Origin of the sequence: Mesorhizobium sp. (assembly GCF_004962925.1) — a bacterium.
In the GTDB taxonomy this organism is placed as follows: Bacteria; Pseudomonadota; Alphaproteobacteria; order Rhizobiales; family Rhizobiaceae; genus Mesorhizobium.
In genome coordinates, this window is sequence record NZ_SUEO01000133.1 from 3,130 (window position 1) to 18,345 (window position 15,216).

The window sequence follows — 15,216 nt, forward strand, 5'->3', positions numbered from 1 at the left end:
CGACCAGTTCGCGGGTCACAAATCCATGGCCGGCGCCCCCGCCCCGATCGAGGTGCCGACGAATTGCCTCAAGCGCCTGTCGTTCGCGAACGACAACATCGGCACCATCATATGGGCGACCGGCTACAGCCGCTCGTTTTCATGGCTGAAACTGCCTGTCATCACCGCCGATGGCGAACTGGCCCACGAGGGCGGGATAATGACCGTCGCCGGCCTCTATGCGCTTGGCTTTCGCTTTCTGCGCAAGCGCGATTCCAATTTCATTGGAGGCGTTGGGCCGGACGCGCAAGCGATCGCCGACCATGTCTCACACTACCTCGGTCAGAGCGGCCTCAAGGCAGCATAAGGACATTCCGATGCTTTCCAATGTCGTCCCCGCACATTCTCACTACGACGCCATCATCGTCGGCGCGCGCTGCGCCGGAGCCTCGACGGCAATGCTGCTCTCCCGGGCAGGATTGCGGGTGCTGGCAGTCGACCGCCAGTCCTATGGATCTGACACGCTGTCTACACACGCGCTGATGCGACCAGCCGTCATGCAGCTTTCGCGTTGGGGCCTGCTCCAACCGTTGATCCAAAGCGGTGCGCCGGTGATCAGGTCTACCACTTTTCACTATGGCGAGCAGGAGGTCACGGTGCCCATTCGGCCCGAGCCAGATATTCCGGGCCTGATCGCTCCACGCCGCACGGTGCTTGATCGCCTGTTGGTCGATGCAGCACGAGCCGCTGGAGCCACGATTATGCACGACACTCCGGTCCATGATCTCATGTTCGACGCACATCGCCGTGTTCGCGGCGTCACGTTGAGAGATGCCGGCGGCCAAACTCGCGAGATAAGCGCCGATATCGTGGTTGGAGCAGACGGGCTCGGCTCGTTTATCGCTCGCAAGGTCGAGGCACGGACGCTGGTGCAGGGGCGGTGCTCGGTGGCACATGTCTTCGGCTACGCCCCCGCGCCGGCGTTCTCGGGATACCACTGGTATTTCGGCCGGAACTTATCCGGCGGCGTGATACCGACGAATGACGGGCTTGCCTGTATCGTCGCATCCGTTCCGACCGAGCGGTTTGACGCGGAGTTCCGTTTCGATCTTTCCGCCGCACAGCTTGCCCTGGCAGCGCTGGCACCCGGATTGGGATCGCGGGCCTTCGGCAATGGTGGCGAACGTCTGAAGGCCTTCCGCGGCACGCCCGGCCGATTGCGGCAGGCATATGGCCCTGGCTGGATGCTGGTCGGCGATGCCGGCTTCTTCCGCGATCCGCTGACCTCGCATGGTATTTCCGACGCCCTGCGTGATGCCGAAGGGGCCGCGACGGCAATACTTTCCTGTCGCGAGTCCGCATTGCGGGAGTTCCAGGAAGTACGCGACAGCCTCGCGCTGCCCATCCTTGAGACCACGGACGCCATCAGTGCCTTCGACTGGTCCCTCGAAGAGCTACCTGAGCGCCACAAGCGCTTCAGCGAGGCGATGAAATCCGAAGTCGCTGTGCTCTTGGCCCGGGCGGCGCGCGATCGCGAGGTTCCGCCTCTCCCGCAAGGGCTAGTGACGTCGCAGCTAGAGGCAATCTGAAACACAAAACAAGGAGCAAGGCTATGCAAACGACCATAAGATCCGGATGGTCCGGAGTCCGGTTCGGACAACCGGAAGTCGGGGCCAGTGCAGAGCGAAGGCGCATCACTCGGGCTAGCGACATCATTGCGTTCAGCGACATGACCGGCGACAGAAACCCACTCCACTACGATGATGTCCTATCCGCCCGCACCGTATTCGGCCGTCTCATAGTTCAGGGCGGTGTCACTTCCGGCCTTCTCAATGCTCTGGTGGCCGAGGACTTGCCGGGACCCGGCAGCGTCTTTCTTGGCGTCGAGTGGAAGTTCCTCAAGGCCGTCGGTATCGGCGAGGAGATCGTCGCACGCGCGCAGGTGCTTAGCGTGCGGAAAGACAAGCCGATCTGCACGCTGTCAACCACCGTCGCAAACTCGGCAGGCGAGATTTGCCTGTCCGGCACGGCAACAACCTACACTGTGCCGCTCGATTAGCCGCCATAGGGTGCCGGGCGGCTCCGCATTTCCATGCTCTCCCACACGCTGTCTCCAACGGGCAGAACGCATGTTCGAGGAACTTAGCGGAATGGTCCGCTGCAAACCAAGGAGCCAACTTTATGAACATCTCATTCGGTATCTATGCAACCCCGACATCCACTCTGTGGAAAGACATCCGCAAAGGTCCGCCGCTCGAGGCAGTCCGGGAGCACCTCGACCGGGTGGTTAACTTTAGACGCCTTTGCGAGATCGCTCGCAGGGCTGAGGTCCGGTGACGGAGTACGGGTCAAATCCGATGGCGGGCGTGAAGCCACGTCCGCCATCGGTTTGGTTGTTGCGAATCCAAATGCTTCGTCGCTAATGTAAGGCCGACCATACGGTTAGGACAACCGGATTGAGCTCGGCCTTCGAAGTAAGGGTCTTTGGCGACCTCACGGTTCGCCGTGACGGCGAGCCTGTGGCCCTAACGCAATCGCGCAAGACGCGGGCGTTACTCGCCTATCTGGCCGTGCAGCAAAAGCAGCAGCGCCGCGAGTGGCTTTGTGAGATGTTCTGGGACGTCCCTGATGATCCTCGGGGCGCGCTGCGTTGGAGCCTTTCGAAGCTGCGCCAGATCTTAAACGCCGACGGCGAGACCCGGCTTGCGGCCGATCGCAACGTGGTCCAACTGAAGCCGGGATCGGTCTGGCTCGACTACGATCTGATCAGGGGCCTGTCGGCCGATGCGGTTGGTTCGCTGCCTACAGAGCGTCTGGAAGCGATCGCTGCGGCTTTCGCCGGCCCGTTCTTATCGGACCTCTATCTGCCGCGCTGCCAGGCGTTCGAGGCTTGGCGCGTCTATTGTTCGAACGAGACCGAGATTCTGCACCTGAAGGCGCTACGCGCCCTGATCGATCGCCTGGGCGACGAGCCTGAGCGGGCGCTTCCCCACCTGCACACGCTGCAGTCACTTCTTCCGGACAATGATCTAGCAGACGAGATCGCCCGCATTAACGATCAGGCTCGACTGACCGTCGCCGCTGCCCCGATCCGAAGTGGCACGACGGCTGGACCAGTTAGCCGGCCGGCCCCCGAACCTCCGCTGACGGGGCCTGTGCCCGAACCCGTCCCGTCGCCTTCGACGAAGGTTTCGTCAGGTAAGCAGCAGATACGCTACGTCAATGCCCGCGATGGCACCCGGATCGCCTATGTCATCAGCGGATCCGGGCCAGCGATCGTGCGTGCCTCGCACTGGATGTCCCATCTCGATTTCGATTGGGAAAGCCCGGTTTGGGGACATTGGATCGACGGCCTGTCCAGCGGCTTCACGCTTGTACGCTACGACGGGCGCCTGAACGGCCTTTCCGACACAGTCTGTGAGGATGTGTCTTTCGATGCATTCGTCGACGATCTCGAATGCGTCGTAGAGGCCGTGGGCCTCGACCGTTTCGTCCTCCTTGGAATATCGCAAGGCTGTGCTCTCTCGGTCGAATACGCCATTCGCCACCCCGAGAAGGTCGCGGGTCTCTTGATTTGGGGGGGATACGTTCGTGGATGGCGAGCGCGCGGAAATGCGGCGGAGATCGTCAGACGCGAAGCAATCTCGGCGTTGATGCGCCAGGGCTGGGGTCAGGACGACCCATTGTTCCGCCAAATGTTCACCAATCTGTTTATACCGGGCGCCAATCGCGTGCAGATGGATTGGTTCAATGAGCTGCAGCGCCGGACACTCACGCCGGAAAACGCGATGCGGTTGAGCTATGTCTTTGCCGACATTGACATATCGCGATCGCTTGAACGGCTGCATGTGCCAGCGCTCGTCCTGCATGCCAACGGCGACCGGGTCGCGCCTTTCTCGGAAGGTTTGGAGCTCGCCAGATCGATAACTGGTGCCCGCTTCGTCGAACTGGAAAGCGCCAATCACATCCTTCTTGCCGAGGAACCCGCGTTCCGCAACTTCATTCTCGAGGCGTCGGCATTTGCCAACGAGGCGCTTCAGGCGCAAACGGTCGTTGCGGTCGACCCGAGGACCCGGCGACAGGCAACGATCCTGTGCGCCGATTTCCAATACGCCGAACCGGTGATGGAGAACCTGCCTCCCGATGTCGCTCTGGAGCGGGTCGATCCCTTCCTCATGCAGGCCACCGCACTCGTGCGCGACAACGGAGGAACGGTTCTGACGATTTCCGAGAACGAGCTCGTCGCGTCGTTTGGCGCGCCTGAGCCGCTCGAAGGACATGCTGCACTTGCCTGCCGGACCGCACTAGCGTTGCGCGAGCTCGCGCTGCGCCATGGTGATTGGATGACCGGCGTTCGTGCTGCCCTGGACACAGGCATCGTGATCGTCAGCCCGGCACGTGACCGGGCTTTGGAGGTGCGCGGCGGGCCGGTGTCCGTGGCCCATACGCTGAGCCAGGCGTTGGGGCGCGATCTCGTGGTGGCAACCGCCAGGACCCGGGCATCGGCTGGCGGCTTCGTCAGTATGGAAGCGCTGGCAGCGCCACTTCTGTCGGAATACCCGAAGAACCAGCGGCTCTTTGAAGTGATCGAGATCAGGCGGGGCCGCTCGCGCTGGCAGTTGCGCGCCGAAACGCAGCTGTCGCCGTTCGTCGGCCGCGAGATGCAGCTGCAGATTCTGAACAAGGCCTGGCATGACGTATTCGACGGCGAAGGTCAGACGGTTTTCGTGGTCGGCGATCCCGGTCACGGCAAGTCGCGTGTCACGCATGAATTCGTTGGGGCCATCCCTCACGATGATGCTGAGAATCTGGAGGTCGGCGCGCTCGAAACGGACCTGCGCAGCGGCTTCGTCGTAATTCGGAAGCTGCTGCAAACCGTATTCGGCGTGGGCGACACCGAAGCGCCGCCAATCGCAATCGAAAAAGTACTGGCCGCGCAAAGCGCGCAAGGCTTCGATGAGCGGCTCCTCGATCCGATCATGGCAGTCATGGAACTGCCCGTTCAGGATCCGAACTGGGCTATCATTTCTGGCCAGGAGCGATCCCGGCGCATGCAGGAAGCAGCGGTTGGGCTTCTGCTCTTCCTTGGCCGCAGGAAGCCCGTCGTTCTCCTGGTCGAGGACCTTCATTGGATAGACGCCGAGAGTGAGGGGGTCCTGGTGCGGCTGGCGCATGCACTGCCCACTGTCCGCTGCCTGCTTATCCTGACCTGTCGACCCGAATACGATCGCGGTGCCTTCGCCGCTGCAGGACCTTCCGAAATCCGCCTGCCGGCGTTCAATACGGCCGAAGCAGCAGCATTTCTTGACTACCTGGTTGGCAGGGACCCTGAGCTGGTGCAGCTCCGCGGTGCAGTCAGGGATGCGTGCAAAGGCAATGCATTATTCCTGGAAGAGACCGTCCGCGCTCTCGCCGAGACCGGCAAGCTGGAAGGGCAGCCGGGCCGCTACCGGCCTTCTGGCGAGGTCGACGAGATCGTCGTTTCGGCGAGTATCCAGACGATCGTCGACGCTCGCTTCGAACGTCTCGACAAGGATTCGAAGCGGGTAGCCGAGGTCGCCTCGATCTTCGGCGGAGAGATTCCGGTGCCCTTGCTACGAAGGATGGCGACGCTGTCGAGCCTGCGCTTCGATGCCGCCCTCCAGAATTTGAAGAAGGCCGATCTCCTAGTGGAGCTTCAGGTTTTTCCCGAGGCCTTCGTCCGCTTCAAGCACGTCCTCATCCGAACTGCTGTGTCAGGACGTATCGTATCGTCGGCGCTCATTGAACTCCACAGGACTGCGCTTGCCGAATTGAAGGCCCATTACGCGGACCGGCTTGAGGAGCACAGCGAACGCCTGGCCAGACACGCGCAACAGGCTCACCTCTGGGTCGAAGCCGTCGGCTATCTTCTGATCTCGGCTCGCAAGGCGATCAGGCGGTCGGCGCACGTCAGTGCACTTGAGCAGCTGGACCTTGGGGTCAGGCTGCTGAGGAGCAACGATGTCGCCGACGCCGATGAGCAAGAGATCGAGTTCCAGCTCGCGAGGGGCGTGGCCCTCATGGCGGCTCGTGGTTGGGGTGCGACCGAAGTGCTCGCCGCGTTCGAGCGCGCCGAGGAACTTTGCGGTAAGATCGGCGACCAGGCGCGTCTGTTCACGGCGCTGCGCGGGAGAGCCCAATACTACATGCTTAGCGGTAAGCCGGCAGCGGCGCAGGAACTGGCCTGCCGATGGGCTGGCATGGCTAAGGACGACAGCGATCCCGGTCTCGCGATCGAGACCGAGCACATGTTCTGGACAAACAATTTCTTCCTTGGGGAGACCGCGGCGGCCCAGAACCATGCGGAACGCGCCATCGGCCTCTACGACCCCGACCGCGATCATTATCTGACGTACAAGTACTCCGGTCATGACCCGGGCGTCTGCTGCCGCTGCTTCTCGGGATTGTCGGCCTGGCTGGCCGGCGAGCCGGATAAGGCAAGGCTACGGTGCGAAGACGCAATCGGGCTCGCCGGACGTTTCGAGCATCCTCTCAGCATGGCGCTTGCGTATTGGGGGACCAGCTACCTCCATATGTTCGCGGGGGAGCCTGAGGCCGCGCTTCGGGCGGCGGAAAGCGAGTTGCAGATAGCCGAGAAGTTCCAGTTGCCGCTCCTTGTCGGCCAAGCCGCGTTCCAGGTTGGATGGGGGCAATTCCGGCTTGGGGAACGGGGGGCCGGCCTGCGCGGCATGGAGGAAGCTATATCTGCCATTCGCCGGACCGGCGCTGAAATGGGGCTGCCCTATCTGATAGGCCTTTACGCCGAAGCGCTGGGCGACAGCGGCAGGCTGGACAGCGCTCGCAAGTCGGTTGAAGCTGCCCTCGAGCTCGGCCGCTACAACGGAACCTATTTCCAGCTCGCCGAAGTACTTAGGATCGAAGCCTGTATCCGCGAAAAGAGCGGTGGCGGACCTGACGAGATCGAGAAGATGCTCCACAAGGCTGCGAACGTCGCTACGTTGCAGCGTTCCGCGATTGGCCAACTGCGTATCGCTGTGGAACTCGCTCGCTGTCTTCGAAGCCTTGGAGATGTCGAGAAAGCGCGTGAATTTATCGTGCCTCACGGCGAGCTTGTCGGTAAGCTCGACGACAGCCAGGATGCGCGGGCGGCGCGTGAGTTCTTCTAGCCAACGTGGCTACGTGACGCGTGCCCAGCAACCGCGCCGCCGCCACTGCGGCTGAATAAGCATCCGGCTACGCTAGGTTTTCGAAATCCAGTATGCGTCGGTGAAGCCGACATGCCTCGCTTCACGGTGATACCGCGTTAGTCCGGCAGGCCCGCCTTGCGAAGGCCTTCGATATATCTGCTGCGATCGTCCGGCCGATAAAACGGCGGCAGCACCTCGGCGAGATTCGAAAGCCGCAGCGAGGGATCGAACTCGCAGACCCGGGCCATCATTTGCTGCGCTTCCGATAGGCGCCCCGCAAGGGCATGACCCGCCGCCACTACACGCATCGCGCTCACGTAGTTCGGCTGGTGCCGCAGCGACTTTCCCGCCCAAGCGACAGCGTCATCGTAGTGGCCGGCACAAAAATGAGCGAGCCCGCTGTTGAACTGCCAAGCGAACAGGCGTGGATCCAATGGGCTTAGGCGCATGGCAAGCGCGGCGTGCTCAACGGCCTTGCCTGGCTCACCCAAGCAAGCCCTCACCCAGCTGCTGACGCCCAAAGCAGCGGCCAAGTTCGGGTTGAGAGCGAGCGCGCGATCGATGCAAGCCGCACTGGCATCAAGGTCGCCGCCTACGTAGCCGAGGACGTATCCACCGTAGGAAAGCGCAATTGCATCGTCCCTTCCGAGTTCGACCGCTCTCCTGGCCAGTCGAGTAGCCTCGGCAATCTCTTCCGCGCGGTCGACCATCCAGCCGTTGCTTTTTCGGGTAGCGTAGCACCGCGCCGCCCGCGCATGGGCTATCGCGAACTCCGGGTCAAGGTCGATCGCCTTCATGAAGAGGCGCAAGGCATCGTCAATACCCGATCTACTAGTGATCGTCCGGTCAAAGGCCGCCAGCCCCCGGAGGTAATAGTCGTAAGCGTCGAGGCTTTCCGTCGGCTTGCGTTTGGCACGCTCGATCTCAGCCTCCTCCACCTTCGGCGTGATTGCGCCGACTATGCTCGAGGCGACCTGATCCTGCAGATCGAACAGCTCGGCGAGCGTTCCGTCAAAACGATCGGCCCACAGGTAAGCCCCCGTCGTGGTGTCGATGAGCTGCCCGGCGATGCGCAGGCGGTCACCCGCCCGGCGCACACTTCCCTCAACCACATAGCGCACGCCCAGCTCACGCCCGACCTGTTTTATGTCTATCGACCGTCCCTTGTAGGCAAAGCTCGAATTCCGTGCGACGACGAACAGGTGGCGGAAGTGAGCCAGGGCGGTGACGATGTCCTCCACCATTCCGTCGGCAAAATATTCCTGCTCGACATCACCGCTTAGATTCTGAAATGGCAGCACCGCAATTGACGGCTGGTCGTCGTGTCTCGTCGGGACTGCCAGCACCTGCACTGGCGCCGCGACGCCAGTGCGTCCAGTTCGCTCGCGGGACAGCAGAGAAGCCGCCAGTGAGCTTGTTTGCGCCTCCGGCTCCGCATCCAGCTGCTTTTTCAGAACAGTCCGACAGAGCTCGAACTGGCGCAAGGCGGCGTTTTCGTGACCCCGATGCGCGTGGATCCGGATCAGCGCCCGATGGGCGGCTTCCGCGGTAGGATCTGAGGCGAGCAATCTCTCCGCGAGCCCTTCGCAGGCCGTCTCTTCCGCTGAGCCGGGTGTAGGCAGCGCGAGGCTCAGCCGATCCACCAACTGCAGCGCCTTGCGCTGATATTTGTTCAGATAGGGTCCAAACCACTCATCCAGTTCCTCAGGAATGGCTTCCCCGGCAAGCACCCCACCGCGGTAGAGATCGGCGGCGAAGGCGAGATCGGTCGCCCGGCCCTCCTCCAGTTTCCGCTCGAAGATCGAAATATCCGCTTCATCCGGACCGGCAATCAGCGCGACGGTTTCCTGATCCCCATCGATGTAGATGGTGGCATCTTTGCTGGTCGGAAACGAGCGCCTGATGTCGACCAGCGCTTGCCGCAAACTGTTGCGGGCCTGGCCATCGCTTCGTCCCGGCCAAAAGGCTTCGGAAAGCTGCTCGCGACGATGGCCGCGGCGGCCGGCCAGCACCAGGGCAGCAAAAAGAAGGGAAGTCTTGCGCGTGGCGAAACGGACGGGCCGGCACTCCGGGGAAGTAACCTCGAGGCCGCCCAGCAACCTGATGCGCACAGATCGTCTCCAGACTTTGACTGCGGCAGAATAGCATTTCGGTGAATGGATTTAACACCGATTTAACGGCAGCTCTTCGGACTTTTGACGCATAGCCGAACAGCCCGAAAACACCCGCGTGGCACGCTCCCACCCGCAAATCTCGAAATGGGAGACTAAAGATGGCTGACACGCAAACTCGCACCGGCCGCAGCGCGTCGAAAAGACACTTGTTTGGATCTAGCAGGAAAAGCGTAGCAACAATCATCGCCGCCTTCAGGGGATGGCGGCGGACCGTCGCAAGACGCAGGGCACTGGCCGACTTGACGCCCGATCAGCTGAACGACATCGGTCATCCTGAGGCCGATCGACCCGTGCTCAGCATTAAGGCCGGTCTGATCACGAACTTGATGTCGATGCGGTAAATCCGGCGCTGCGCAAACTATCAGCTGTCGAACTACGCTATCGGTTTTTGTCTGTGGGACTTCCTTCGGGTGGCCCGCTCCTGGATTTTCACCGCTACGCCTTCGTCAGCCCCACCTTGAAGCGCTTGCCGTTGGCGACGTAGTGCGCGGCCGAAGCGCGCAGCCCGGCAACCGCGGCATCGTCCAGCGCTCGCACCAAACGAGCGGGCGAGCCGATAATCAGCGAATTGTCGGGGAATTCTTTGCCTTCGGTGACCAGGGCGCCGGCGCCGACCAGCGAATTCTTGCCGATTTTCGCGCCGTTCAGCACAATGGCGCCCATGCCGATCAGGCTGTTGTCGCCGATCGTGCAGCCGTGCAGCAAGGCACGATGGCCGATCGTGCAGCCTTGCCCGATGGTCAGGGGAAAACCGACATCGGTATGCATGACCGTGTGTTCCTGCACATTGGTGTCGGCGCCGATGACCACAGGCTCGTTGTCGCCGCGGATGACGACGCCGAACCAGAAGCCGGCGTTGCGGCCGACCCTGATGTCGCCGATCAGGGTGGCGTCGGGCGCGATCCAATTGCTGTCCGCGTCCTCGAAGCCAGGGGCTTTTCCGTCGATCGCATAGAGCGGCATTTTTCGCCTCCGAATCGTCTCACACTAAACGTTCGCAGAGCCTAGAAGCGTGCCGGCCCGGGATGCAATGTCGATCAGCGCGATGCCCAAAGCCAATGCCCAGATCGTCGCCGTACAGCCGCAGGAGATCAGCGCCAGTGCCGAAATGCGGTCTTCCCGCCAAGCGTCCAGCGCGTCGTTGGTAAACATCAGGGGTCCGGCACATGCCGTCGCGGCCAACGAGCGCAGCATATGCTTCGGCGATACATAGGGCTCGACGAAGGCCAGCCGGCGGCCAGATATCAGCTCCATCGCCGATCCGGCCATGCCGCACGCCGTCAGCCCAACCATAAAAGCGAAGAGAGTGTGTTCGACCGGACCCATCTTTACCTTCCATTTACCATGAAATCGCACAGTCGTGTCGACAGGTGCGCTGCAAGAGCCGTGCCGCGCCACATGTGCCGCTGAAGGACACTCAAGAAGACATCTTGGGACAGGCGGCCGATATTGGGGATCGCGATGAAGCAGGCAGCCACCGCCAACGGCCCGCAACTCACCGTCGTCGATTCCAAGCTGATGAAGCGAGTATTCTACGTGTTCGCGGCGCTGGCAGTGCTTTCGGTGGCGATCAGCCTTGGCGGCAAATGGTTCGGCCGCTCGATCGCGATGGCCGGGTACAGCGACGACACGACAATTTACGAGGTCGTGATCGGCAACAATGTCATCGCTGTGCCGGCCAATGTCATCCGCTTCGACCAGGCCCGGCGCGACGGCATCGCCTCGCGCCTCGACCTCTATCTGCGCTATCCCGAGATGGACGGCTACAGCGAGGCCGCCCGCGACGATTTCAACAACACCGGATCAAGCAAGAACATCATCTTCCTCTCGCTCGAACGGCAGATAATGTCGCGCGACATGAGCGGCCGCTTCACGCCGATCTACAGCGCCCTGATCACCCAACCCGGCACGCCCGGCCCGGGCGGCACCACACTCTACGGCTTCACCGAGAAATCAGGCTATCTCAACGAGGTGCTGGCGGTCGGCAATCGCCGGGGCAAGGACCCGTTCGTGGCCCGCTGTCTGAGCGGCCCAACTGCTGCGCAATCGCTGGCGCCCTGCGAACGCGACATCCTGGTCGGCGACAAGCTCAGCCTCACCTACCGTTTTCCCAAGGAATTTCTGGAGGACTGGCAGGCGCTCGACGCAGCCATCGCCGCCGAGGCTGCGCGTATGCTGAAGACCGGGCATTAGAGTGTTGCGCCTGATGCATTTTGGGGAATGAAGCCGACCCGCCTGCACAGGCAGGTCCGGTCAGCCGCAAACTTCCGGCTCAGGCTAGATCGATGTCGAGGATCGCCATCGAGAAATTATAGTCGCCGTCGTCCTCGTCCTTGAAGACGATGCCGAGGAATTCGTCGCCGACATAGACCTCGGCCGAATCGTCCTTGCGCGGCCGCGCCTTCACTTCAAGCTTGGGGTTCTGGAAGACGCGCTTGAAATAGGCGTCCAGCTTTCTGATTTCGTCCGGCTTCAACAGTCTTCTCCGATCGTCGGTCTTGCTCGTTTGAGCGCGCTTCTGGCACGTCGACAATGGCGATGTAAAGGCGAGCCGACCGGATATCCGAGAACCGACAGGCGGCAGAGCCGGCAAACGGAGCTCGGTTTGCCCGCCCTGCGGACTTGAAATCAGATATCGAAGCTGACGACGTGGTCCATCGACTGCGACGGCAAAAGCTGGTCCATCTGCCGCGAAGGCTGGTCGCAGCCGGTCTCGCCGACGACGCGGGCCGGCACGCCGGCAACCGTCTTGTTGTGCGGCACCGGCGACAGCACCACCGAGCCTGCCGCGATCTTCGAGCAATGGCCGACTTCGATATTGCCGAGGATCTTGGCGCCAGCGCCGATCAGCACGCCGTAGCGGATCTTGGGATGGCGGTCGCCGCCGGCCTTGCCGGTGCCGCCCAGCGTCACGCCGTGCAGGATAGACACGTCGTCCTCGATCACCGCCGTCTGGCCGACGACGAGGCCGGTGGCGTGGTCGAGGAAGATGCCTTTGCCGATGCGAGCGGCCGGGTTGATGTCGGTCTGGAACACCGAGGACGACCGGCTCTGCAGGTAGAGCGCGAAGTCCTGACGGCCTTGATTCCACAGCCAATGCGCCAGCCGGTGCGTCTGGATGGCATGAAAACCCTTGAAATAGAGTACCGGCATGATGAAGCGGTCGCAGGCCGGATCACGGTCGTAATAGGCCTGGATGTCGACACGCACCGTCGACGCCCAGTCCTTGTCGTCGGCTGCCATCGCCTTGAATGTCTGGCGAATGAGATCGGAACCGATATCCTGATGGGCGAGCCGCTCGGCCAGCCGATGGATGACCGCTTCCTCCAGGCTTTCCTGGTTGAGGATGGTCGAATAGAGGAACGCCGCCAGCAGCGGATCGCGGTTGACCGCCTCCATCGCCTCGTCGCGGATCGAGCGCCAGATCGGGTCGATCGGCTTCACCATGGTGGGGCGGGCAATCGTAACGCTGTTCATCTATGGTCTCCGGCCATCTAATGGCTTAGGCTTGGCGGCTTGCCTATTCTCCGGCCGCACATATAAGCCAGATCATAGCACGGTTGAACTCAATTTTCCTTAGTGCTTTGTCAAATGGATTTGGTTCACGGAAGTTCAAGCGGCCATGGAAAACGAACCCTTGATCGACGAGCCGCTGAAGCGCGAGCTTTCCGCGCTCTACCGGGCCGAAGGCCGCCACTATCACAGCCTCGCCCATATCGAGGCGATGCTGGCGCTGGCCGGTCACTATCGGTCATCCCTGCACGACCCAGAGGCGGTCGAGGCGGCGATCTGGTTTCACGACGCCATCTATGACAGCCGGGCCAAGGACAACGAAGCCAAGAGTGCCGCCCTTGCCGAGAAAAAGCTCGCCGGCCGTACGGATACGCAGCGCCTTGGCCGCATCACGGCGATGATCATCGCCACCGCCACGCACGAATTGCCGCATTTTGACGACGAGAATGCCGTCCGCGACGCAGCGCTGTTCCTCGACATGGACCTGGCGATCCTGGGTGCGACGCCTGATGCGTTCGACGCCTATGAACAGGCGGTTCGCCGCGAATATGGCTGGGTGGAGGAACCGATGTGGCGCGCCGGCCGCAGTGCTGTTTTGAAGAGTTTCCTCGCCCGTCCGCATATCTTTCACACCGAGGAGTTCCGGCAGCGGTTCGAGGCTCAGGCTCGGCAAAACATGGCTCTTTCGATCGAAGCGCTTGAGGCATGACTCGGACAGGTTCTAGTCCGGAAACATCTCCATTCGCTGCGCATAGACCTTAAAGCCGGCATGCCTGTAGACCGATTGCGCGCCGGGATGGTCGTGGGTGTCGGTGTGCAACCAGAGTTTTTCGGGCCCATGCGACCAGACGGCGCGTAGCGATTGGTCAAGCAGGTAAGGCCCAAGCTTGCGGCCCTGGAAAGCGGGAATCAGCCCGAAATGGGTCAGTTCGACGACCGGTTGGCCAACACCTGTGAATTCGCACAGGCCGACAGCCTCGTCGTCGACGCGCAACACATGAATATGCATCGACGGGCTGGCGAGAAGGTTTTCAAGGTCAGTTGAAAACATGCGCAGCCGCTGGTCCCATTGCACAGACTGGCCAACGGCCCGATAGAGACTGATGTAATCGGCCATGCCAAGCGTTTCGCGCCTCACCGTCGCGTGTAATACCGGGGCGGGAAAAGCGTTGCTGGACGGCGGCTCCGTCATCTCCAGATAGGTGACGAGAAGGTCGACCATGGCAACTCGCGCAAGGTTGGAGGCTGAGGCTTGCCGCTTGGCCAGATCGGCGCCGGATCATGCGCGGGCGGCCACTCGTCACAGCGGATTTTCGGCATAAAACTCCAGCACACGCTGCTTGAAGGTCTTATCGCCGACGGCCAGCATATGGTCGCGGCCCTCGATGTGAAAAGCCTTGGCGTTCGGCATCAAGGCGGCCAGTTCGTCGGGCGAGCCGGCGATGTCGTCCTTGGTTCCGACGGCAATCAAGGTCGGCTGCGCAATGCGCGCGACATCGCCCTCGTTCATTGACGCCCGGGAACCCACGATGCAGACGGCGAGCGCCCGCCGGTCGCTTCGGGTCTGGTCAGCGAAGGCGCGAAACGATCGGCCGCGCGCATGGCTGATCGTGCTCGGGTCCTCGGCCAGCAGCGCATCGGCGATCGGATCCCAATCGCCGACGCCATCGACAAGGCCGATACCAAGGCCGCCGAACACCAGTGTCGCCACCTTGTCAGGGTCGGAAAGCGCCAGGAACGCCGACACCCGCGCGCCCATCGAATAGCCCATGACATGGGCGCGTTGGATGCCGAGATGGTCGAGCAGGGCCGCAGCGTCGGACGCCATCCGGTCCGGCGTATAATCGGCCTCTTCATAGCTCTTCGACGAGGCGCCATGGCCGCGATTGTCGAAGGCGATGGCGCGGTAGCCGGCATCGTTCAGCGCCTTGAACCAGCCGGGCGACACCCAGTTGACGTAATGGGTCGAGGCAAAGCCATGGATCATCAGCACCGGATCGCCCTGCCCCGATGCCGGCTGGCGATCGAGGAAGGCGAGGTCAAAACCGTCATGGGAGAAGAACTGCATCTGCGGATCCTGCGCGCTCAGTTGTGCGCAGTGCCGATTGCCGGGTGGCGCAACAGGTCGCCGTCCTCGATGCCGCCCCTCGCGGCGGTGCCCGCCTTGAGCTCGAGCACGAAACGAACCGGCTCGCCGGGCGAAATTATCGCTTCGGATTGCGGCTCGCCTTGCTTGATCGCCCGGACCTTGCCGTCCTGACCGACGAAGATCAGGTCAAGCGGCATCGGCGTGTTCTTCATCCAGAAGCTGACATCCCGAGGCTCCTCGAACACGAACAGCATGCCATGATCGTCGGCCATCTCCTCGCGAAACATCAGGC

At 62.1% G+C, this 15,216-nt stretch carries 14 protein-coding genes and 1 pseudogene; 7 read left to right on the forward strand and 8 right to left on the reverse strand.

From position 1 onward, the window contains the following. The 4 genes and pseudogenes from E5W87_RS23190 to E5W87_RS23205 all read left to right on the forward strand — a co-directional run. Positions 1-346 (forward strand): annotated as a pseudogene (locus E5W87_RS23190) (hypothetical protein); the annotation flags it as partial. Positions 347-356: 10 nt separating this feature from the next. After that, on the forward strand, positions 357-1,568 hold the full coding sequence (locus E5W87_RS23195) for an NAD(P)/FAD-dependent oxidoreductase (RefSeq protein ID WP_292402783.1): 1,212 nt from the start codon (positions 357-359) through the stop codon (positions 1,566-1,568). Positions 1,569-1,591: 23 nt separating this feature from the next. Continuing rightward, on the forward strand, positions 1,592-2,038 hold the full coding sequence (locus E5W87_RS23200) for a MaoC family dehydratase (protein WP_292402786.1): 447 nt from the start codon (positions 1,592-1,594) through the stop codon (positions 2,036-2,038). Positions 2,039-2,435: 397 nt separating this feature from the next. After that, on the forward strand, positions 2,436-7,127 hold the full coding sequence (locus E5W87_RS23205) for an alpha/beta fold hydrolase (RefSeq protein WP_292402789.1): 4,692 nt from the start codon (positions 2,436-2,438) through the stop codon (positions 7,125-7,127). A gap of 137 nt (positions 7,128-7,264) precedes the next feature. Here the strand turns inward: E5W87_RS23205 and E5W87_RS23210 are convergent, their stop codons facing one another. Then, positions 7,265-9,259: a BTAD domain-containing putative transcriptional regulator gene (locus E5W87_RS23210; protein WP_292402792.1), complete on the reverse strand. Its 1,995-nt coding sequence runs from the start codon at positions 9,257-9,259 to the stop codon at positions 7,265-7,267. Positions 9,260-9,420: 161 nt separating this feature from the next. Between E5W87_RS23210 and E5W87_RS23215 the strand changes: the two genes are divergently transcribed. Then, entirely contained in the window at positions 9,421-9,663 is a 243-nt protein-coding gene (locus E5W87_RS23215; RefSeq protein WP_292402794.1) for a DUF1127 domain-containing protein, read from the forward strand. A 94-nt stretch (positions 9,664-9,757) separates the two neighbouring features. On the opposite strand, the gene E5W87_RS23220 is transcribed toward E5W87_RS23215, so the two are convergent. Beyond that, a complete protein-coding gene (locus E5W87_RS23220) occupies positions 9,758-10,285 on the reverse strand; it encodes a gamma carbonic anhydrase family protein (protein WP_292402797.1) in 528 nt (175 codons plus the stop codon). Between the two features lie 24 nt (positions 10,286-10,309). Further along, positions 10,310-10,648, reverse strand: coding sequence for a hypothetical protein (locus tag E5W87_RS23225; protein ID WP_292402800.1), 339 nt, complete (start codon positions 10,646-10,648; stop codon positions 10,310-10,312). 135 nt (positions 10,649-10,783) lie between these two features. Between E5W87_RS23225 and E5W87_RS23230 the strand changes: the two genes are divergently transcribed. Then, entirely contained in the window at positions 10,784-11,515 is a 732-nt protein-coding gene (locus tag E5W87_RS23230; RefSeq protein WP_292402803.1) for a hypothetical protein, read from the forward strand. A gap of 79 nt (positions 11,516-11,594) precedes the next feature. Here the strand turns inward: E5W87_RS23230 and E5W87_RS23235 are convergent, their stop codons facing one another. Together E5W87_RS23235 and cysE are read right to left on the reverse strand one after the other, a co-directional pair. After that, positions 11,595-11,798, reverse strand: a complete 204-nt coding sequence (locus E5W87_RS23235) for a DUF3126 family protein (protein ID WP_013531334.1) — start codon at positions 11,796-11,798, stop codon at positions 11,595-11,597. Between the two features lie 152 nt (positions 11,799-11,950). After that, the gene (cysE, locus tag E5W87_RS23240; RefSeq protein ID WP_127295327.1) at positions 11,951-12,799 is read right to left on the reverse strand and encodes a serine O-acetyltransferase; all 849 of its coding nucleotides are present in this window, start codon (positions 12,797-12,799) and stop codon (positions 11,951-11,953) included. Positions 12,800-12,944: 145 nt separating this feature from the next. On the opposite strand from cysE, the gene E5W87_RS23245 reads away from it, so the two are divergent. Then, positions 12,945-13,544, forward strand: coding sequence for a hypothetical protein (locus tag E5W87_RS23245; protein ID WP_292402808.1), 600 nt, complete (start codon positions 12,945-12,947; stop codon positions 13,542-13,544). A gap of 12 nt (positions 13,545-13,556) precedes the next feature. On the opposite strand, the gene E5W87_RS23250 is transcribed toward E5W87_RS23245, so the two are convergent. The 3 genes from E5W87_RS23250 to E5W87_RS23260 form a co-directional block, all read right to left on the reverse strand. Then, on the reverse strand, positions 13,557-14,057 hold the full coding sequence (locus E5W87_RS23250; protein WP_292402811.1) for an N-acetyltransferase: 501 nt from the start codon (positions 14,055-14,057) through the stop codon (positions 13,557-13,559). Between the two features lie 78 nt (positions 14,058-14,135). After that, positions 14,136-14,903 carry an alpha/beta fold hydrolase gene (locus E5W87_RS23255; protein ID WP_292402814.1) on the reverse strand — a complete coding sequence of 256 codons (768 nt, stop codon included), beginning with the start codon at positions 14,901-14,903 and terminating at the stop codon, positions 14,136-14,138. 17 nt (positions 14,904-14,920) lie between these two features. Further along, the coding region (locus tag E5W87_RS23260) for a DUF192 domain-containing protein (protein ID WP_292402817.1) at positions 14,921-15,216 on the reverse strand (296 nt) is incomplete at its 5' end.

Coding starts and splice junctions, on each gene's coding strand:
- E5W87_RS23195 (WP_292402783.1), top strand. CDS start 357: ATGCTTTCCAATGTCGTCCCCGCACATTCTCACTACGACGCCATCATC.
- E5W87_RS23200 (WP_292402786.1), top strand. CDS start 1,592: ATGCAAACGACCATAAGATCCGGATGGTCCGGAGTCCGGTTCGGACAA.
- E5W87_RS23215 (WP_292402794.1), top strand. CDS start 9,421: ATGGCTGACACGCAAACTCGCACCGGCCGCAGCGCGTCGAAAAGACAC.
- E5W87_RS23220 (WP_292402797.1), bottom strand. CDS start 10,285: ATGCCGCTCTATGCGATCGACGGAAAAGCCCCTGGCTTCGAGGACGCG.
- E5W87_RS23225 (WP_292402800.1), bottom strand. CDS start 10,648: ATGGGTCCGGTCGAACACACTCTCTTCGCTTTTATGGTTGGGCTGACG.
- E5W87_RS23230 (WP_292402803.1), top strand. CDS start 10,784: ATGAAGCAGGCAGCCACCGCCAACGGCCCGCAACTCACCGTCGTCGAT.
- cysE (WP_127295327.1), bottom strand. CDS start 12,799: ATGAACAGCGTTACGATTGCCCGCCCCACCATGGTGAAGCCGATCGAC.
- E5W87_RS23245 (WP_292402808.1), top strand. CDS start 12,945: ATGGAAAACGAACCCTTGATCGACGAGCCGCTGAAGCGCGAGCTTTCC.
- E5W87_RS23250 (WP_292402811.1), bottom strand. CDS start 14,057: ATGGTCGACCTTCTCGTCACCTATCTGGAGATGACGGAGCCGCCGTCC.
- E5W87_RS23255 (WP_292402814.1), bottom strand. CDS start 14,903: ATGCAGTTCTTCTCCCATGACGGTTTTGACCTCGCCTTCCTCGATCGC.